The organism is Sphingomonas sp. CCH5-D11 (assembly GCF_001557395.1).
GTDB lineage: Bacteria > Pseudomonadota > Alphaproteobacteria > Sphingomonadales > Sphingomonadaceae > Sphingomonas.
In genome coordinates this window covers 1-19,321 of the sequence record NZ_LSKH01000073.1, presented here as the reverse complement: position 1 = coordinate 19,321, position 19,321 = coordinate 1, and the positions used below count along the sequence as shown (strand labels likewise).

Here is a 19,321-nt window from a genome sequence, read left to right as displayed (position 1 = left end):
GCAATCGACTTAAACCCTCTTCCCTCCACGCGCCTGACGAGGCATCCTCGCCGGCGAGCGGCCCGAGACCGCAAGTGGAGAGACGGATGAGCAAGCGAATCGCGGTGGTCGGTGCGGGAATGGGTGGGCTGTGCGCCGCCATCAAGTCGCGCGAAGCCGGCCATGACGTTACCGTTTTCGAACATGCCGATTCGGTTGGCGGCACCTGGCGCGCCAATCGCTATCCTGGTGTCGCCTGCGACGTGCCGGCGATCCTGTATCAGTTCAGCTTCGCGCCCAATCCGAACTGGAGCCACCATTACGCGCGCGGCGCGGAAATCCACGATTATACCAAGAGCCTGGTCGATCAGTTCGGCCTGGCAGATGCGCTGCGCCTGAACGAAGGCGTGACACAGGCGAAATGGGATTCGGGCTCCGGCACCTGGGCGATCACCACCGAAAAGGGCGTCACCGAGACGTTCGACGCGATCGTTCCCGCGCTTGGCCAGCTCAGCCGCCCCTGCTTTCCCGAAATCGCCGGCGTTCATGATTTCACCGGGCCCAAGTGGCATGCGGCCGAATGGAACGACAAGGTCGATCTCGCCGGCAAGCGCGTCGGCGTGATCGGCTCGGCCGCCAGCGCGGTTCAGCTCATTCCCGAGGTCGCCAAGGTCGCCGGAGAGCTGGTGGTGTTTCAGCGCACGCCCAATTGGGTGATCCCGCGCAACGACAATCACGTCACGCCCGAAACCAAGGCGCTGATGGCCACCAATCTCGAAATGGCCGCAAAGCTCGGCGCGTCGCAGCGCGCGATGATCTTCGACAATGCCGACAGCTTCTTCTGGCAGGCGTTCAAATGGACGCCGGAGGGCCGCGCCGCCTTCACCCGCACCGCGCTGGATCATCTCGAGGAGCAGGTGCCGGATCCGGAATTGCGCGCGAAGCTGACGCCGGATTACCCGATCGGCTGCAAGCGCATCCTCATCACGGACGATTTCTACCCGGCGCTGATGCGCGACAATGTGTCGCTCGAAACCAACGGGATCGATCGGATCGAGGCCAATGGCGTCCGCACGACTGACGGTTTCCACGAGTTGGACGTGCTGATCTTCGCCACCGGCTTCGAAACCACTCAATGGGACTGGTCGATGCAGGTGGTCGGCGAGGAAGGCCGCACGCTCAAGGAAACGTGGAAGGAAGGGCCGGAGGCCTATCTCGGCATCATGGTGTCGGGCTTCCCCAACATGTTCATGCTCTACGGCCCGAACACCAATCTCGGCCATAATTCGATCAGCTTCATGATCGAGCAGCAGGTCGGTTACATGCTGCAGACGCTGTCGGCGCTGGAGGCGGAAAAGGCCAAGGCGGCGAACGTCACCCCCGACGGCCAGCGCCGCTTCAACGAGCGGATCACGCAGCTTCTGTCCGGCACCGTCTGGGCCGACCCGCATTGCCGCAGCTGGTACAAGGCGGCGAACGGCCGGGTGTACCAGAATTGGGCCAGCGACTGCGCCAGCTATGCCGAGGAAACGGCGGTGCTGGATCGCGAGGCCGTGGCGCTACGCTGACCCCGCGTTGCCTCGCCCATAACGGGTGGGGCAACGCGGCCAGACTTCTCCTCCCGCAGCGCGATCTGATCCGCCAGCGTCCATCAATGGCGATGGCACACGTTGAAAAATCCGTAGTAAACGGCCATATTTCCGCGGCGGCGACCACGTTCCCGCCCCACGATGGGTGATCAAGACCGGGACGGCCCGGCAGCTTTCGGGAAGGCTGCCATGGCGTGGATTGCTCTTGTTTTTGCCGGCGTGTTCGAGATCGTCTGGGCCTCGGCGATGAAACAATCGCACGGGTTTACGAAACTATGGCCCAGTGTGGTGACGGCCGTCGGCATGTTGATCAGCTTCGGGTTGCTGGCATGGGCGATGCGCTCGCTGCCGCTCGGCACCGCCTACACGATCTGGACAGGTATCGGCGCAGTCGGTGCATTCATCGTCGGCATCGTCATCTTTGGCGAGGCCGCGACCGCCCTGCGCCTCATCGCTGCCGCTCTCATCGTGTCCGGCCTTGTGCTGATGAAAGTGTCGTCGACCGCGTAAGAGTTCATCCGGTGAAGGCGGGAGCTATGCGAAGGCCTCGACGGCACCAAGCAGCACCCGCCTGATCCTGCGGCCCTCTCACCCGTCGCTGACGCGCTCGATATCCGCACCCACCGCCGACAGCTTCTCCTCCAGTCGCTCATAGCCGCGGTCGAGGTGATACACCCGGCTCACCGCTGTCTCGCCCTCTGCTGCGAGCCCCGCCAGGATCAGGCTCATCGATGCGCGCAGGTCCGTCGCCATTACCGGCGCGCCGACCAGTCGCTCCACGCCGCGCACCACGGCCGTCCGCCCGGAAACGGTGATGTCCGCGCCCATCCGCGCCAGCTCGGGCACGTGCATGTAGCGGTTTTCGAAGATCGTCTCGGTCAGCACGCTGGCGCCATCCGCCTTGCACAGCATCGCCATGAACTGTGCCTGCATGTCGGTGGCAAAGCCCGGGAAGGGCGCGGTGGTCAGCGTCAGCGGCTGGAGCGGCCCCTGCGCCGTCACGCACACCGCATTCTTCTTCAGCTCCACCAGCACGCCCGCATCCGCCAGCGCCGACAGGGTCGCGCCCATGCTTTCGGCGTCGATGCCCACCAGCTCCAGGCTGCCGCCGGTGATCGCCGCCGCGCAGGCATAGCTGCCCGCCTCGATGCGGTCGGGCATGACGGCGTAGGTCGCGCCGTGCAGACGATCGACGCCCTCGATCTCCAGCGTCTCGGTGCCGATCCCCTCGATCTGCGCACCCATCGCCACGAGGCAGCGGCACAGGTCGACGATCTCGGGCTCGCGCGCGGCATTCTCGATCCGCGACGATCCCTTGGCCGTCACCGCCGCCATCACGACATTCTCGGTCGCGCCGACCGACACCACCGGGAAGCGATAGCGCCCGCCCGACAGCCGCCGCGCGCCGGAGGTGGTGGTCGGCGCGCGCGCGGTGACATAGCCCGCGCTCATTTCCAGCTCCGCGCCGATCGCTTCCAGCGCCTTGAGGTGCAGGTCGATCGGGCGATTGCCGATCGCGCAGCCGCCCGGCAGCGACACCCGCGCCTCGCCCGCCCGCGCCAGGATCGGCCCCAGCACCAGGATCGACGCGCGCATCTTGCGAACGATGTCATAGGGCGCCTCGGTCGAGGTGAGCTGGCCGGTGCGGATCGTCATCACGCGGCCAAATTCCTCCGGCCGAGTGCCCTCGATGGCCGTGGAGGCGCCAAGCTGGTTCAGCAAATGGCCAAAGCCATCCACGTCAGCGAGCCGGGGCAGGTTGCGCAGCGTCAGCGGCTGATCGGTCAGCAGCGCGCAGGGCATCAGCGTCAAGGCGGCGTTCTTGGCGCCGGAAATGGGCAGCTTGCCCGACAGCCGGTTGCCACCACGGATAAGGATACGGTCCATCCCGCGCATCTATCGAACCGCCATGGCCTCGCCAAGCGATTGAGGCGTAACGATGTTGATCGACTTTAATGCGCCCCGGTCCTGACGGCGACTAGCGGTAGATGCTTGATCCGAGGGGCAATCACGCGTGACCGTTAGCCGTTTTGCCGAGCGTCTCGGCGAATTCGTCCCATTGTGCGGTAAGGAGCGGGCCGCACTTCTGCAGTTGGAGGAACGCCAGCGCAGCCTGCGCCGGGGGGCGACCCTCGTGCGCGAGAATGATTCGTCCACCGAATTGTTCATCCTGAAGAGCGGCATGATGATGAGCTTCGTCATCCTTGATGACGGCAGCCGCCAGATCCTCCGCTTCATGTTCCCCGGCGACATGGTGTCCCTGCCATCGCTGGTTTATCCGCAGGCGCCAGAGACGGTCGCCGCTCTGTCGGACAGCGTGGTCTGCCCGTTCGACCGGGCCATGCTGGCGCGCATCGCGCTTCAGCAGCCGCGATTGTTCCTGGCGATGGTCGCGCTTGATCAGGCGGAGCGGGTGATGCTCACCGATCGGCTCGCCGGCCTTGGCCGCACCTCGGCCAAGGCGCGCGTCGCGTCCGTCCTGCTGCACGTGCGCAATCGCATGCGCCGGCTGGATCTGACGCTCGGCAACAGCTTCGTGCCGGGCCTGACGCAGGAGGAGATCGGCGATGCCACGGGGCTGACGGCGGTGCACGTCAACCGCATGCTTCGCCAGCTGGAGGATGAAGGGCTGATCGCGCGCGATTCCGGGCGCGTGACGCTGCTCGACGAGGGAAAGCTGATGCGGGAGGCGAATTACGTCGATCGGCTGACGGCGCTCGACCTGTCCTGGCTGCCGCCGTCGACCTGATCAGGCGATCAGGCTCACGCGGCCGCCGGCATGGCGCTCGAGCCGGCCGCCAAGCTCCAGTTCCAGAAGCACCATCTGCACCACCGCCGGCGGAACCGCGGACTGGCGAATCACTTCGTCCACCGCGACAGGCACCGGGCCGAGCAGCGCCGTCACCACCCGCCGCGCGGCGTCATCGGCATCGGCCGGCGGCTGCGGCGCATAGTCGGAGACCGGCGCGCGGACGGCGCGCGGATCGAAGGGGCGCACCTGTTCCAACACATCGGCCGCGGTCTGGATCAGCGTCGCGCCTTCTCGGATCAATAGGTTGCAGCCTTGCGCGCGCGGATCGAGCGGGCTGCCTGGCACCGCCATCACCTCGCGTCCCGCCTCGTTGGCGAGGCGTGCGGTGATCAGCGAGCCCGATTTCGGCGCCGCCTCCACCACCACGGTCCCATGCGCCAGCCCGGCGATGATCCGGTTGCGATAGGGAAAGTGTCGCGCGCGCGGCTCCGTCCCCGGCGGCATCTCGGCGATCAGCAGCGCGTCGCGCCCGATCCGCTCTTGCAGCTCGGCATTTTCGGGCGGATAGGCAACGTCGATTCCGCCGGCGATCACCGCTACCGTCGCGGCACCGCCCCCCATGTGCGCCGCCGTGTCGATCCCGCGCGCCAGGCCGGAGATGACAGTCGCGCCCTCGGCCGCCAGATCATGCGCCAGCCCGCGCGCGAAGCGGCAGGCCGCGGCCGATGCGTTGCGCGCGCCGACGATCGCGATCGCCGGTCGGCTCGCCTCCGGCAAGGTGCCGCGCAGCGTCAGCGCGGCCGGCGCATCGTCCAGTTCGGCCAACAGCGCGGGATAGGCCGGATCATCCAGGAACAGGTGCCGCGCGCCGAGCTGCGCCACCGCCTCCATCTCGCGCGTGATCACTTTCGGGTCGGGCGGCGTCTGCGCGCGCCCGCCACCGCGCTTCGCCAGATCGGGCAGCGCCTCCAGGGCGGCGCGCGCGCTGCCGAAGCGGCGCAGCAGCTGGCGATAGGTAACCGGGCCGACGCCGGGCGTGCGGATCAGGCGGAGCCGGTCGAACGCGTCGGCCGGCGGATCCGCATCAGCCACGCTTGCTGCCGATTTTGGGCTCCGCCCCCACCAGGAGGCGGCTGATATTCTCGCGGTGTTTCCACACCACGATCAGCGCCAGCGCCAGCAGCAGCGGCACCAGTTCGAATCGGCCAAGTACCGCCGCGCCCACCGGCGCGCTCGCCGCCGCCGCCATGCCCGCCACGGAGGAGATGCGCAGCGTGCCCAGCAGGCCAAGCCACACCACGGCATAGACCAGCCCGAGCGGCGGGTGCAGCGCCAGCACGATGCCCATCAGCGTCGCCACCCCCTTGCCGCCACGAAACGCCAGGCACAGCGGATAGCAATGTCCGATGAAGGCGCCGGCGGCGGCAAGCTGTTCATTGTCCGGCAGAAAAGCGGTGGCGATCACCACCGCGCACCATCCCTTGGCCAGATCCAGCAGCAGCGTGGCCGCGGCCAGGCCCTTTCGCCCGGTGCGCAGTACGTTGGTCGCGCCGATATTGCCCGAGCCGATCTGGCGCAGGTCGCCCGCGCCCGCCGCGCGCGTCAGCAGCACGCCGAACGGAATCGAGCCCAGCAGATAGCCAAGCATCAGCGCCGCCACCGCTGGCTTCCAGATGATCTCGGTGTCCAGTACAATCCCTCCGTTGATCATGACGATAGCTCAATGAACGCGGCAATTCCAACATACAGATCAAGAACGGCGTGATTGTCGCGCGGGCTCGCGCCGTCTTTCCAAGCCGCCGTTACCTTCTCTAAGGCGCCCGCGATGAGCGATCCGCGCCCCATTCTGTTCTTCGATTCGGGCGTCGGCGGTCTGTCGATTGTCGCCCGCGCCCGCGTTGCTGTTCCTCAGGCGCGCTTCGTTTACGTCGCCGATTCCGCCGGCTTCCCTTACGGAATCAAGGATGAGGCGGAGATCGCCGGTCGCGTGCCCGCCCTGCTCGGCCGCCTTGCCGAGCGCTATTCGCCGCGCCTGATCGTCATTGCCTGCAACACGGCGTCGACCATCGCGCTCGCGGCGGTGCGCGGCGCGCTCGACATTCCGATCGTCGGCACCGTGCCGGCGATCAAGCCGGCGGCGGCGCACAGCCGCACCCGCACCATCGGCGTGCTCGGCACCGCGGCGACGGTGCGCCAGGCCTATGTCGACGATCTCGCCAAGCGCTTCGCCGCCGATTGCCATGTCATCCGCCATGGATCGGCGGATCTCGTGACGCTGGCTGAGGCGAAGCTGCGCGGCGAGGCCGTGGCGGTCGAGTCGGTCAAGGCCGCCATCGCCCCGATGCTTGATGCGCCGGGAGCCGACGCCATGGACACGGTGGCGCTCGCCTGCACCCATTTTCCCCTGCTGGCAGAGGAGCTTGCACAGGCGTTCGGCCGCCCTGTCACCTTTGTCGATGGCGGTTCCGGGATCGCCCGCCGAATCGCGCACCTCACGACAGGCGAATCATTTGCCCGCACGGCGCCCGACCTCGCCGTCTTCACTGGAACGATCGGCGACGGGCTCGATCAGGCACTGGCGACCTACGGTTTCCCGAGCTGCATCCGGCTATAGCGCCAAGGCATCACTCGACGAACAAGCGACCGAAGCGATCACTGAAACCGCCTGAATCCGCTGGTATTGTCACTGACACAGGGGTAAGCGGCGGGGCCATGTCCATTGACACTCTTGCGACGCGGCCGGTTGATTATACTCGCGCCTTTTCGCAGGCGATCGACCGCCTGCACGCTGAGGGCCGCTATCGCGTCTTCATCGATATTCTGCGCAACAAGGGTCATTATCCCAGCGCGCGCTGCTTCGCCGGTCACAATGGCCCGAAGCCGATCACCGTTTGGTGCTCGAACGATTATCTCGCCATGGGCCAGCATCCCAAGGTGATCGCGGCAATGGAAGAGGCGCTGCACGACGTGGGCGCCGGCTCGGGCGGCACGCGCAACATCGGCGGCAACACGCATTACCATGTTGATCTGGAAGGCGAGCTCGCCGACCTTCACGGCAAGCAGGGCGCGCTGCTCTTCACGTCAGGCTATGTCTCGAACGAGGCGACGCTGGCGACGCTGGCCAAGGTGCTGCCGGGCTGCATCATCTATTCGGATGAGCTCAATCACGCCTCCATGATCGCCGGCATTCGCAACTCGGGCTGCGAGAAGCGCGTGTTCCGCCACAATGATCTGGCGCATCTCGAGGAACTGCTTGCCGCCGACGATTCGAACGCGCCCAAGCTGATCGCGTTCGAAAGTGTGTATTCGATGGAGGGCGATGTCGCCCCGATCGCGGCGATCTGCGACCTCGCAGACAAATATAACGCGCTGACCTATCTCGACGAGGTTCACGCCGTCGGGATGTATGGCGCGCGCGGTGGCGGCATTTCGGAGCGGGACGATGTCGCGCACCGCCTGACCATCATCGAAGGCACGTTGGGCAAGGCGTTCGGCGTGATGGGCGGCTATATCGCTGCCGACAAGACGATCATCGACGTGATCCGCAGCTACGCCCCGGGCTTCATCTTCACCACCTCGCTCTCGCCCGTGCTGGTCGCCGGCGTGCTGGCGAGCGTGCGCCACCTCAAGAGCTCGTCGGTCGAGCGCGAAGGCCAGCAGGCCGCCGCCGCCCGGCTGAAGGCGATGATGACCGAGGCCGGCCTGCCGGTGATGCTGGGCGACACGCACATCGTGCCGGTGATGGTCGGCGATCCGGTGAAGGCGAAGAAGATCAGCGACGTGCTGCTCGCCGAATACGGCATCTACGTGCAGCCGATCAACTACCCCACCGTCCCGCGCGGTACCGAGCGGCTCCGCTTCACGCCGGGCCCGGCGCACAGCGAAGCGATGATGCAGGAACTGACCGACGCGTTGGTCGAGATCTGGGATCGGCTGGATCTGCGCAAGGCGGCCTGATCCTCGTTCGGCAAGAAACCTACTTCCTCCGTTCGCCCTGAGCTTGTCGACGGGCGTGTTCCAAGCGAGGCACTGCTTGGCACGTGCTTCGACAAGCTCAGCACGAACGGGGCGAATGGTTCGCTCCTTCGCCAGATAGGGGTAAATCATGCAGGCAGTCGGCGTCATTGGCGCGGGGCAGATGGGCGCAGGCATTGCGCAGGTTTCCGCCCAGGCCGGCTATCGCGTCCTCCTGACCGATGTGGACAAGGCCCGCGCGGAGGCCGGCAAGGCGGGGATCGCCCGACAGCTCGACCGCGCCGTCGAGAAGGGCAAGCTCGATCCGCAGGCGCGCGAGCAGGCACTGGAACGGATCGAACCGATCGAGGGCGTTCAGGGCATGTCCGCCTGCGGCCTCGTGATCGAGGCGGCGACCGAACGTGAAGAGGTGAAGCGCGCGATCTTCGCTCAGGTCGGCGAGGTGCTCGGCCACCAGGCGGTGCTCGCGTCGAACACCTCCTCGATCCCGATCACCCGGCTGGCGCAGGCGTCACCCGATCCGGCCCGCTTCATCGGCGTTCACTTCTTCAATCCGGTGCCGGTGATGGGCTTGATCGAGGTGATCCGCGGCCTCGCCACGGCGAGCGAGACGGTGAAGACCGTCGAGACGTTCGCGACGGCGCTGGGCAAGGCGGTGGTGCACGCCAATGACGCGCCGGGCTTCATCGTCAATCGCATCCTGATGCCGATGCTCAACGAGGCATGTTTCGCGCTGGGCGAGGGCGTTGCCACGATCCGCGACATCGATCTTGCCTGCCAGCTCGGCCTCAATCACCCGATGGGGCCGTTGACGCTGGCCGACTTCATCGGGCTCGACACTTGCCTCGAAATCACCCGGGTGTTGTTTGAGACGACCGGCGATCCCAAGTTCCGCCCCGCGCCGCTGCTGGTGAAATATGTCGAGGCCGGCTGGTTCGGGAAGAAGACCAGGCGCGGCTTTTATGATTACACGGGCGACACCCCGGTTCCGACGCGTTAAGCCTTGCCGCGCCGGTGAAGAAGCACCGGCGCGCCGCGGCCAATTGCGTGCCCGCAGTTGAATTGTTTCTCTTCCGGCCACATTTTGGCTGGGTTGCCGCTGGCGCTTTCCCGGCGCGCCTTTCCTTTTGGCGTTGCTTCAGCTAAGCGCGCGCGCGCCCTCATCCGCAGAAAGACTGATTTTTTGGCGAAAGAAGAACTCCTCGAAATGCGCGGCCAGGTGGTCGAGCTCCTGCCCAACGCCATGTTCCGCGTCCGGCTGGAGAATGATCACGAGATCCTCGGCCACACCGCGGGCAAGATGCGCAAGAACCGCATCCGCGTGCTGGTCGGAGACGAAGTGCTTGTCGAGCTGACCCCTTACGATCTGACCAAGGGGCGGATCACCTACCGCTTCATGCCTGGCCGCGGCGGCCCCGGCCCGCAATAAGCCGCGCGCACGACGTGGGGGTGGGCCCGATGCCCGCCGATCTGATCCTTGCCTCCGCTTCGCCCCGTCGGCTGGCGCTGCTCGCGCAGATCGGCGTCGTACCCGCGCGCGTGCTCGCGCCGGACGTTGACGAAACGCCGCTGAAGGCGGAGCGGCCGCGCGATTACGTGCTGCGCGTCGCCGGCGCAAAGGCAGCCGCCGTGCCGCGGGGGACGGGCGAGGTCGTTCTCGCCGCCGATACCAGCATTGCCGTCGGGCCGCGCATTCTCGGCAAGCCGGTGGACGAGGCGGATCTTGTGCGCATGCTCCGGTTGCTCTCCGGGCGCCGCCACCACTGCCTGTCGGCGGTCGTGGTGGTTGATGGAGCGGGCAAGGTGCGCACCCGCATTTCCGACACGCTTGTCGCCTTCAAGCCGCTGACCGACGCAGAGATCGCCGGCTATGTTGCCAGCGGCGAGGGCATGGGCAAGGCGGGTGGTTACGCCATCCAGGGGCGCGCAGAGGCGTTCGTGCGCCGCATCCATGGCTCCTACTCCGGCGTCGTCGGCCTGCCGCTGTTCGAGACCCAGGCGCTGCTGGCCACGGCGGGCGTCGCCTTTGCCTGAGTGGCTGTACGAAGCCGGTGTCGGCGAGCAGCGCGCCGCCCTGATCGATGATGATGGCACGATCCTGCGCGCGCGGATCGCCGTCGACGGCGGCGGTCCGCAGCCCGGTCTCATCGCACCGGCCCGGCTGATCGAGCGCGATCTCGCCCGGCTCGACACGGGCGAGGATGTGGCGCTGCCGCGCGCGCCGGCCGGGATCACGCTCGGGGCCGCGATCCAGGTCGAGATCACCCGCGCCGCTATTCCCGAACCCGGCCGTCCGAAGCCGCCGCGCGGCCGGATCACCGACGCGCCTTCCCGCGCCGCCCCCACCTTGCGACAACGCCTCACCGACGCGCCCGTCCGAGAGCTGCGCGCGCACGAGCCCGACGCGCTGGAGGCCGCCGGCTGGTCGGAAGTGTTGGAGGAGGCGATCACCGGCGACATCGCCTTTCCTGGCGGCATGCTGCGCCTGTGGCCCACGCCGGCCATGGCGCTGTTCGATGTCGACGGGGATCCGCCGCTTGAGGTGCTAGCCGTGCGCGCCGCAACGGCCGTCGCCGCTGCGATCGAGCGTCATGACATCGGCGGCTCGATCGGCATCGACTTTCCGACGCTCGCGGGGCGCGAGGCGCGTCAGGCTGTCGCCGCCGCGATCGACTCGCGGCTTGCGCAACCTTTCGAGCGCACAGCGGTGAACGGCTTCGGCTTCCTGCAGATCGTGCGCGGCCGAACTTCGCCGTCCTTGCCCGAAATCCTCCGCGCCGATCCCGTCGGTGCTGCCGCACGAGCCGCCTTGCGCCATATCGAGCGCACGCCCCCTTCCTCTCCCAACCGCTTCCGCCTGCCCCCAGCGGTGCGCGCGCGAATCACCGAACGTGCGGACTGGATCGCCGCGCTGGTGCAACGCACTGGGCGCACGCCCATATTCGACGCATGACCGACACCTGCCCCCTCTGCGCTCAGCCGAGCGACCCCGCCAACGCCCCCTTCTGCTCGCGCCGCTGCAAGGACCGCGATCTCCTGCAATGGCTGGGCGAGGGTTATCGCATTCCCGGTGCACAGATCGATCCGGATGGGCTGGACAGCGGGCGCACACCCGACTAGGGGGACCGCTCCCCGGCGTTCCGCCGGTGTGCCCAGGTAGCTCAGTTGGTAGAGCATGCGACTGAAAATCGCAGTGTCGGCGGTTCGATCCCGTCCCTGGGCACCATTATTCCTCGACATTGATGTGAACCGAGCTGCCCCGTTGGCGCGCAGAGCCAAGGTCCTCGTGCGGCCGACTTGATCGCTGCCATAGGTTGCGACGCGCTACGCCCATTGCGGTGGATTATGTCGCTGACACGTTGAACATCTCGCCCGACATGTAGCCGCGACCAGACCGAATGGTTGGAATAAAGCGATCCGGTCACAAACATCACTTCAAAGACTGGTCCCGCGCTCCGTTGCTGACAAAGTAAGCACGGCCCGTTTATCATAGCGCGAACGGGCAAAGGGGGCGCTCGAGTGAAGCATCGTCGTGAGATCGACGGGCTGCGGACTATCGCAGTCCTGCCAGTTCTGCTGAGCCATGCCGGCGTGTCGCTTTTTGCCGGCGGTTTCGTCGGCGTGGACGTGTTCTTCGTCATCAGCGGCTATCTGATCACCGGGATCATCCTGTCCGAGCTGGACAACGGGCGCTTTTCCATTGTGCGCTTCTATGAGCGTCGCACCAGACGATTGCTGCCGGCGCTGTTTGTCGTGCTCGTCGCCTGCCTGATCGCCGGATGGTTCCTGATGAGCGCGGATGCCTATCAGAACCTTGGCCAGAGCATCGTCGCCACCACGCTCTTTACGAACAACATCCTCCTCACCGTCACCAGCGGCTATTGGGACATGGAATCCCAGTTCAAACCGCTGCTCCACACCTGGAGCCTGGGGGTCGAGGAACAATATTATATCGTCGTACCGCTGCTCCTGGCGGCCGTTCACCGCTTCTTCCGTCGCCACGTGCCGCTTGCCCTGGCGCTTGTCGGGTTGGCCAGCTTCCTCCTGTGCCTCTGGAGCATGCGGGCGCATCCGGTCGGCAACTTCTACCTTCTCCACACCCGCGCCTGGGAACTGGCGGCGGGCGGCTGGGCGGCCACCATCCGCTCCCCCGATGCCGGTCGCGGCTCAGACCCGCTGGCCTTGACCGGCCTCTTGATAATTGCCGCGGCCGTGCTCGGCTTGCCGGAAGGATCGCCTTCGCCCGCGCCGGCGATCCTGCTGCCGGTGACAGGCACAGTTTTTGTCCTGCTCTACTGCCGCGCCGGTCTGGCGCACCGCTTCCTGTCTTCGCCGATGATGGTGGGCATCGGCCTCATCAGCTACAGCACCTATCTCTGGCATCAGCCGCTGTTCGCCTTTCTGCGCGTCGCCAGCATCAGCCCGCCACCAACGTGGCAGTTCGTGGCGCTGATCCCGGTCGCGCTGATCCTCGCCTGGGCGAGCTGGCGTTTTGTCGAACAACCTTTCCGCGACAGTTCGATGCGCTTTCGCGCCGTCGCCGCGGTGCTGCTGCCGACAGCCATCGCCTTGCTGGCGATCGGCACCGTCCTGCACCTGCGTGGCGGCCTCCCGCAGCGGTTCGACATGGCGCCGGGTGCTGACGGGCCGGCGACGTTCAAGGCGTACAACATGGGCGTGCTCGCGCTCAAAACCGATCGCTTCCCGCCCGGTACGCAGCGACGCGCGCTTGTTCTGGGCAACAGTACCGGGCGCGATTTCGTGAACATGGCGCGGGAGGCGAATGCCCTCGCCGGCTACGCCATCGTCTATCGCGACGATCTGGACCTGTGCGATGGGGCCCGGCTCAGTGCCACCAAGCGCGCGCTGGTCGCCGCGGCAACATTGATCGTGCTCGTTTATGATCACAAGCCGCGCCAGACATGTAATGGCCGGCTGCTGGCGGAGCGCGCCGATCTGCGCGCCAAGATCCTGTTCGTCGGCCCCAAGGATTTCGGGACCAACCTAAACCCCTTTGCCCGATTGCCGCTTCATCAGCGTGCCGCCGCGCGCGTCGCGCTCTCCGATCAGGCGCTTGCCGCGAGCCGGCTGTACCGCGCGATCACGCCCGCCGAGCTTTACCTTGATGTCATCGCCGCGCTCTCTGCCGATGGCCGGCGTCTGCCCGTCTTCGACGAACAGGGCCGGATCCTCAGCGAGGACCGGGTTCACGTCACGCGCGCCGGCGCGCGCTTCGTGGGCGAGCGGCTGTTTCGCCAGCCGGTCTGGCGGCAGATGATCGCCCGCCGCGCACTGGATCGTGACTGACTTCGCGGGTGCGAGTGCGGCCGGCCGCGCTTACCCGCCGCCAGAGCGCTTCGCCTTGGCACCGCCAAGCGCCGAAAGCACGCCGCGCAGTGTGCGCACTTCCTGGCTGCTCCAGCCCGGCTTGGTCAGCAGCGTGCGCAAGGTGCGCCGAGTCGCCGGCGTGCGATCGGGCGGGAAGAAGAAATTCGCCTGCTCGAGCATTGCATCCAGCTGCCCGATCATGCCCTCCAGCTCCTCCTGCGGCGCCGGCGGCTCCAGCGCCACTTCCGGCGGGGAGGCAAGCGCCTCCCCCTTGGACCATTCATAGGCCACCAGAATTACCGCCTGGGCCAGATTCAAGCTGCCGAACTCCGGGTTGATCGGCACGGTCAGGATGGTGCGCGCCAGCGCCACATCGTCCGTTTCCAGTCCGGACCGCTCGGGCCCAAACAGGATGGCGCTACGACCCGGCGCCGCGCGCATCTCAGTTGCGGCCTCTTCGGGCGTTACGACCGGCTTGGTCACGCCACGCTTGCGTACGGTGGTGGCATAGACATGAGGGCAGTCCGCCACCGCATCCGCCACCGTGTCGAACACGCGCGCATTGGCCAGCACGATGTCCGCGCCCGATGCGGCGGGCCCCGCCGCCGGGTTCGGCCAGCCGTCCCGCGGCGCAACCAGGCGCATCTCCGTCAGCCCGAAATTGAGCATGGCGCGCGCTGCCTTGCCGATATTCTCGCCAAGCTGTGGCCGGACGAGGACGATGACGGGCGAAGCGGAAGCATCAGAAACCATGGCGTGCGCCTATCCGGCGATCGGGTGGCGAGACAAGCACCGGATCAATCGGGGGGGATCAGCTACGCCCGGCTTCCTCGACCGTACCAGCGAATTCCTCGAAATCGCGTGCCTCGGTGAAGTCGCGATAAACGCTGGCAAAGCGAATATAGGCGACCGAATCGAGGCCCTTCAGCGCCTCCATCACCATTTCGCCGATCCGTTTGGAGGTCACTTCGGCCTCGCCGCTGGTCTCCAGCTGCCGCTGGATGCCGCTGACCAATCGCTCGATCGCCACCGTGTCCAGCGGTCGTTTGCGTGCGGCGATGCCGATCGACCGCAGCAGCTTCTCGCGATCGAACGACTCGCGCCGGTCTTCGGATTTCACCACGGTCAACTCGCGAAGCTGGATCCGTTCGAAGGTGGTGAAGCGCGCGGCGCATCCCTCGCACTGGCGCCGCCGCCGGATGGCCGCTCCGTCATCGGTCGGCCGGCTGTCCTTCACCTGGCTCGCATCGTGGCCGCAGAAGGGACAGCGCATGTTTCTATGTCCTGGAAGCCGTCACCCCCGCGCAGGCGGGGATCCATAACCTCATACGTTGCGCCTCCATCGAGAGGCTAGCCAGTATGGATTCCCGCCTGCGCGGGAATGACGGTAGTTGATGAGATCAGATCTTGTCCCGGCGTGCATAGGCCACGCCGGCCCCGACCAGCGCGCCCAGCACCGGTCCCACGAAGGGCACCGGTATCGCCAGAACCGCGCCGACCGCGCCATATTTCGCCATCTTCTTGCCCAGCCCCGGCGTGTTCTGCACGGTGTGCTGCACTTCCTCGATCTTGGACACGTTCACCTCACTGATAGATCGGGAAACGAGCGCACAGCGCGCGAACTCGTTCCCGCACGGCCGCTTCGACCTCCGCGTCGCCAGCCTCGCCCTTCTTGGCCAGACCGTCCAGCACATCGGCGACCATGTTGCCGATCTCCCGGAACTCGGCCGTGCCGAAGCCGCGCGTCGTGCCCGCAGGCGAGCCGACGCGGATTCCGCTGGTCTTCACCGGCGGCAGCGGATCGTTGGGGATGCCGTTCTTGTTGCAGGTAATTCCGGCGCGCTCCAGCGCCTCGTCCGCATCCTTGCCCGTCACACCAAGCGGCGTGAGGTCGACCAGCGCGAGATGCGTGTCGGTCCCGCCCGAGACGATCGCCGCACCGCGCTCCTTCAGCGTCGCGGCCAGCACCTTGGCATTCTCCACCACCGCGGCGGCATAGCTCTTGAACTCGGGGCGCAGCGCCTCGCCGAACGCCACCGCCTTGGCAGCGACGACATGCATCAGCGGGCCGCCCTGCAGGCCGGGGAACACCGCCGAGTTGATCTTCTTCGCGATCGCCTCGTCATCGGTCATGATCATGCCGCCGCGCGGGCCGCGCAGCGTCTTGTGCGTCGTGGTGGTCACGACATGCGCATGGCCGAATGGCGTCGGGTGCACCCCGCCCGCGACCAGGCCAGCGAAATGCGCCATGTCGACCATGAAGAACGCGCCGACCTTGTCCGCGATCGCGCGGAAGCGGGCGAAATCGATGTGCCGCGGATAGGCCGAGCCGCCGGCGATGATCAGCTTGGGCTGCGTCTCAATGGCCTGCTTCTCGACCGCGTCATAGTCGATCAGATGCGTGTCGGATGTGACGCCATATTGCACCGCGTTGAACCATTTGCCGCTCATCGCCGCCTTGGCGCCGTGCGTCAGGTGCCCGCCCGAATCGAGGCTGAGGCCCATGATCGTCTCGCCCGGCTTCACCAGCGCGAGCATCACCGCGCCGTTCGCCTGCGCGCCCGAGTGCGGCTGAACGTTGGCAAAGCCGCAGCCGAACAGCTGCTTGGCGCGATCGATCGCGAGCTGCTCGACCTCGTCGGAGGGGTGGCAGCCCTGGTAGTAGCGCTTGCCCGGATAGCCCTCGGCGTACTTGTTCGTGAACACGCTGCCCTGCGCTTCGAGCACCGCCTTGGAGACGATGTTCTCGGATGCGATCAGCTCGATCTGGGTCTGCTCGCGGTCCAGCTCATGCTCGACACCGGCGAAGACGGCGGGATCGACCTCGGCAAGGCTGCGGGTGAAGAAGCCATCAGGCTGCACGTCGTTCAACGTGGTCGGGTTGGTGCTCATGCGGCGGGCTCCTTCTGGAAATCAGGCGCGCCGAGCTTGTCGACGCGGGGGGCGTGGCGGCCGCCGGCGAAGGCGGTGTCGAGGAAAGCGGTAATGCAGGCCTTGGCCATGTCCTCGCCGATCAGGCGGGCTCCAAGCGCAAGGGCGTTGGCGTCATTATGCTCGCGCGACAACGCGGCGGCGAGCGGATCGGACACCAGCGCGCAGCGCACCGCCGGGTTGCGGTTCACCGCGATGGAAATGCCGATCCCCGATCCGCACAAGGCGATGCCGCGCTCCGCCTCTCCGCCCGCCACGGCGGCGGCGAGCTTGAAGCCGAAATCGGGATAATCGACGCGCGCGTCGGTGGCGGGGCCAAGATCGAGGACGTCATGGCCGGCCTCCTGCAGCCAGGCGACAAGTGTCGCCTTCAGCGACACGGCGGCGTGATCGGAAGCGATGGCGACTCGCATGAGGCTCGGCGATGCTCTTGGCAGTGACGGATGCGCGCGCCTTTAGCCGGGGTGTCACGGGAATGCCATGGGGGTCGGTCGATCATGAACTCCCGCCCCGTTCGCCCTGAGCTTGTCGAAGGGCGCGTCATGCGCGCACCGCCCCAGGGGCATGTGCTTCGACAAGCTCAGCACGAACGGTGATGGTTTGGCTTTACCCCCGCTTCGCCTCCTGCCGGAATCGATGCAGCAGCGGCTCGGTATAGCCTGACGGCTGCGTCACGCCCTCGAAGATCAGCGCGCGCGCCGCCTTGAACGCGAACCCGTCGCGGCTCAGTGCCACATACAAGGGATCGCCGGCATTCTGCGCATCCACCTTCACCGCCATGCGATCGAGCGCCGCATCCACCTCGTCCGCGGTGCACACGCCGTGCAGCAGCCAGTTCGCCAGATGCTGCGAGGAAATGCGCAGCGTCGCGCGATCCTCCATCAGGCCGACATCATGGATATCGGGCACCTTCGAACAGCCCACGCCCTGATCGATCCAGCGCACGACATAGCCGAGGATGCCCTGGCAATTGTTGTCGAGCTCCTCGCGGATCTCCTCCGGCGTCCAGTTGCGCCCGGCTGCGAACGGCACCGTCAACAACCGCTCCAAAGCAGGCGGCGCTTCCCCGGCGATCTCCTTCTGCCGCGCGAACACATCGACCTGATGATAGTGCAGCGCATGTAGCGTCGCGGCGGTCGGGCTCGGCACCCACGCCGTGTTCGCGCCCGATTGCGGATGGCCGATCTTCTGCGCCAGCATGTCCGCCATCATATCCGGCGCGGCCCACATGCCCTTGCCGATCTGCGCCTTGCCGCTGAGCCCGCACGCCAGCCCGATGCGCACGTTGCGATCCTCATAGGCCTTGATCCAGTCGCTCGCCTTCATCTCCGCCTTGCGGATCACCGGGCCGCCGCGCATCGCGGTGTGGATCTCGTCGCCGGTGCGATCGAGGAAGCCGGTGTTGATGAACACGATCCGGTCGCGCACCGCATGGATGCACGCCGCGAGATTGGCCGAGGTGCGCCGCTCCTCGTCCATCACGCCCACCTTGATCGTGTGCCGCGCGAGGCCGAGCAGATTCTCCACCGCATCGAACAGCCGGTTCGTGAACGCCGCCTCGTCCGGCCCGTGCATCTTGGGCTTCACGATATAGATCGAGCCGGCGCGGCTGTTCTGTAAGGAGCCGAGCCGCTTCAGATCATGCAGCCCGATCAGCGAGGTGAGGATCGCGTCGAGAATCCCTTCCGGCGCTTCCGACCCATCGGGCAGGATGATCGCCGGCGTCGTCATCAGATGCCCGACATTGCGCACGAACAGCAATGAGCGACCGGGGAGCGTGAAGCTGGTCCCGTTCGGCGAGGTGTAGGTACGATCGCCCGAGAGCTTGCGGGTCAGCGTCTGCCCGCCCTTCTCGAACGTCTCGACCAGATCGCCGCGCATCAGCCCGAGCCAGTTGCGATAGGCCGCCACCTTATCCTCGGCATCCACCGCCGCGACGCTGTCTTCCAGATCGACGATCGTGGTGAGTGCGGATTCGAGCACCACGTCCGCGATCCCGAGCGGGTCGGTCTTGCCGATCGGATGCTCACGATCGACCAGAATCTCGATGTGCAGCCCGTTATGAACGAACATCACGCCCTTATCGAACGTCGCGTACCGGTGCGGACACTCGCCCCCGGTCAGCGCCGCCTCCCAGCCCGGCAGCGTCTCGTCGAGAAACGCCCGCGCCCGCGCGATCACCTGCGCGCCGCGCTCGGCGTCATAACCGCCCGGCGTCGCTTTCCCCGGCAGCGCATCGGTGCCGTAGAGCGCGTCATACAGGCTCCCCCAGCGCGCATTCGCCGCGTTCAGCACGAAGCGCGCGTTGAGGCTAGGCACCACCAATTGCGGCCCGGCCATCGTCGCGATCTCGGGATCGACATTCCCGGTGCCGATCGTGAAGGGGGCGGGTTCGGGCACGAGATAGCCGATCTCGCTGAGGAACGCCGCATCCACCGCCTCGCCCGCGGCATACCGCGCGTCGATCGCCGACTGCAATTCCTCGCGCCGAGCGAGCAGCGCGCGGTTCTCGGGCACGAAGCGGGCGAACACCTCCGCCGCGCTTTGCCAGAAGGCCTCAGGCGCGATGCCGGTGCCCGGCAGCGCCTCCTGCTCGACAAAGGCGACGAGGCGGTCGTCGACCGAAAGGTCGGCGCGGGTCTGCATGCGGAATCCTCCTGACGTTGGTCTCAATCGCCTGGGGAGGGCGAGCGGTGGTTAGGCGATGGGTGGGAGGAGGGCAAGTGCGCCAATCTCCCTCTCCCCTTCAGGGGAGAGGGCCGGGGAG

Annotated in this window: 20 protein-coding genes and 1 tRNA gene; 12 read left to right on the top strand and 9 right to left on the bottom strand. The window is 66.7% G+C overall.

From position 1 onward, the window contains the following. The first annotated feature begins 86 nt into the window (after positions 1-86). Together AX702_RS04330 and sugE are read left to right on the top strand one after the other, a co-directional pair. Positions 87-1,547, top strand: coding sequence for a flavin-containing monooxygenase (locus AX702_RS04330; protein ID WP_156455355.1), 1,461 nt, complete (start codon positions 87-89; stop codon positions 1,545-1,547). A gap of 210 nt (positions 1,548-1,757) precedes the next feature. After that, the gene (gene sugE / locus AX702_RS04325) at positions 1,758-2,078 is read left to right on the top strand and encodes a quaternary ammonium compound efflux SMR transporter SugE (protein ID WP_066776614.1); all 321 of its coding nucleotides are present in this window, start codon (positions 1,758-1,760) and stop codon (positions 2,076-2,078) included. Between the two features lie 78 nt (positions 2,079-2,156). Here the strand turns inward: sugE and murA are convergent, their stop codons facing one another. Next, positions 2,157-3,455, bottom strand: a complete 1,299-nt coding sequence (gene murA, locus AX702_RS04320; RefSeq protein WP_066776592.1) for a UDP-N-acetylglucosamine 1-carboxyvinyltransferase — start codon at positions 3,453-3,455, stop codon at positions 2,157-2,159. A 127-nt stretch (positions 3,456-3,582) separates the two neighbouring features. On the opposite strand from murA, the gene AX702_RS04315 reads away from it, so the two are divergent. Then, complete coding sequence (locus AX702_RS04315) at positions 3,583-4,317, top strand: Crp/Fnr family transcriptional regulator (RefSeq protein WP_066776589.1); 735 nt, start codon at positions 3,583-3,585, stop codon at positions 4,315-4,317. On the opposite strand, the gene dprA is transcribed toward AX702_RS04315, so the two are convergent. Together dprA and plsY are read right to left on the bottom strand one after the other, a co-directional pair. Then, complete coding sequence (dprA, locus tag AX702_RS04310) at positions 4,318-5,412, bottom strand: DNA-processing protein DprA (RefSeq protein WP_066776586.1); 1,095 nt, start codon at positions 5,410-5,412, stop codon at positions 4,318-4,320. It lies immediately after the preceding gene. Then, the gene (plsY, locus tag AX702_RS04305; RefSeq protein WP_082745975.1) at positions 5,405-6,031 is read right to left on the bottom strand and encodes a glycerol-3-phosphate 1-O-acyltransferase PlsY; all 627 of its coding nucleotides are present in this window, start codon (positions 6,029-6,031) and stop codon (positions 5,405-5,407) included. Before plsY ends, dprA begins: the two co-directional genes overlap by 8 nt. A gap of 114 nt (positions 6,032-6,145) precedes the next feature. On the opposite strand from plsY, the gene murI reads away from it, so the two are divergent. The 9 genes from murI (at position 6,146) to AX702_RS04265 (ending at position 13,602) form a co-directional block, all read left to right on the top strand. Next, positions 6,146-6,934: a glutamate racemase gene (gene murI / locus AX702_RS04300; protein WP_066776583.1), complete on the top strand. Its 789-nt coding sequence runs from the start codon at positions 6,146-6,148 to the stop codon at positions 6,932-6,934. Between the two features lie 98 nt (positions 6,935-7,032). Beyond that, positions 7,033-8,277 carry a 5-aminolevulinate synthase gene (gene hemA / locus AX702_RS04295; protein WP_066776581.1) on the top strand — a complete coding sequence of 415 codons (1,245 nt, stop codon included), beginning with the start codon at positions 7,033-7,035 and terminating at the stop codon, positions 8,275-8,277. Positions 8,278-8,425: 148 nt separating this feature from the next. Beyond that, positions 8,426-9,295 carry a 3-hydroxybutyryl-CoA dehydrogenase gene (locus AX702_RS04290; RefSeq protein WP_066776578.1) on the top strand — a complete coding sequence of 290 codons (870 nt, stop codon included), beginning with the start codon at positions 8,426-8,428 and terminating at the stop codon, positions 9,293-9,295. Positions 9,296-9,478: 183 nt separating this feature from the next. After that, a complete protein-coding gene (gene infA, locus AX702_RS04285; protein ID WP_026325702.1) occupies positions 9,479-9,724 on the top strand; it encodes a translation initiation factor IF-1 in 246 nt (81 codons plus the stop codon). Positions 9,725-9,753: 29 nt separating this feature from the next. Continuing rightward, positions 9,754-10,329 carry a Maf family protein gene (locus tag AX702_RS04280; RefSeq protein ID WP_066776576.1) on the top strand — a complete coding sequence of 192 codons (576 nt, stop codon included), beginning with the start codon at positions 9,754-9,756 and terminating at the stop codon, positions 10,327-10,329. Further along, on the top strand, positions 10,322-11,248 hold the full coding sequence (locus tag AX702_RS04275; RefSeq protein ID WP_066776574.1) for a ribonuclease: 927 nt from the start codon (positions 10,322-10,324) through the stop codon (positions 11,246-11,248). Before AX702_RS04280 ends, AX702_RS04275 begins: the two co-directional genes overlap by 8 nt. Continuing rightward, a complete protein-coding gene (locus tag AX702_RS21530; protein ID WP_082745974.1) occupies positions 11,245-11,415 on the top strand; it encodes a DNA gyrase inhibitor YacG in 171 nt (56 codons plus the stop codon). The genes AX702_RS04275 and AX702_RS21530 overlap by 4 nt, the downstream gene beginning before the upstream one ends. Before the next feature lie 30 nt (positions 11,416-11,445). Further along, positions 11,446-11,521: transfer RNA gene (locus tag AX702_RS04270), tRNA-Phe, on the top strand. Between the two features lie 293 nt (positions 11,522-11,814). Further along, positions 11,815-13,602: an acyltransferase family protein gene (locus AX702_RS04265; RefSeq protein WP_066776572.1), complete on the top strand. Its 1,788-nt coding sequence runs from the start codon at positions 11,815-11,817 to the stop codon at positions 13,600-13,602. Between the two features lie 30 nt (positions 13,603-13,632). On the opposite strand, the gene AX702_RS04260 is transcribed toward AX702_RS04265, so the two are convergent. The 6 genes from AX702_RS04260 to AX702_RS04235 form a co-directional block, all read right to left on the bottom strand. Continuing rightward, a complete protein-coding gene (locus AX702_RS04260) occupies positions 13,633-14,376 on the bottom strand; it encodes an RNA methyltransferase (RefSeq protein WP_066776570.1) in 744 nt (247 codons plus the stop codon). 58 nt (positions 14,377-14,434) lie between these two features. After that, a complete protein-coding gene (gene nrdR / locus AX702_RS04255; RefSeq protein WP_066776567.1) occupies positions 14,435-14,896 on the bottom strand; it encodes a transcriptional regulator NrdR in 462 nt (153 codons plus the stop codon). Between the two features lie 127 nt (positions 14,897-15,023). Beyond that, complete coding sequence (locus AX702_RS22410; protein ID WP_177179126.1) at positions 15,024-15,200, bottom strand: hypothetical protein; 177 nt, start codon at positions 15,198-15,200, stop codon at positions 15,024-15,026. A 7-nt stretch (positions 15,201-15,207) separates the two neighbouring features. Further along, positions 15,208-16,515 carry a serine hydroxymethyltransferase gene (gene glyA / locus AX702_RS04245; protein ID WP_066776562.1) on the bottom strand — a complete coding sequence of 436 codons (1,308 nt, stop codon included), beginning with the start codon at positions 16,513-16,515 and terminating at the stop codon, positions 15,208-15,210. Further along, positions 16,512-16,967, bottom strand: a complete 456-nt coding sequence (rpiB, locus tag AX702_RS04240) for a ribose 5-phosphate isomerase B (RefSeq protein WP_066776559.1) — start codon at positions 16,965-16,967, stop codon at positions 16,512-16,514. Before rpiB ends, glyA begins: the two co-directional genes overlap by 4 nt. Positions 16,968-17,160: 193 nt before the next feature. After that, a complete protein-coding gene (locus tag AX702_RS04235; RefSeq protein WP_066776557.1) occupies positions 17,161-19,200 on the bottom strand; it encodes a malate synthase G in 2,040 nt (679 codons plus the stop codon). Positions 19,201-19,321 lie beyond the last annotated feature (121 nt).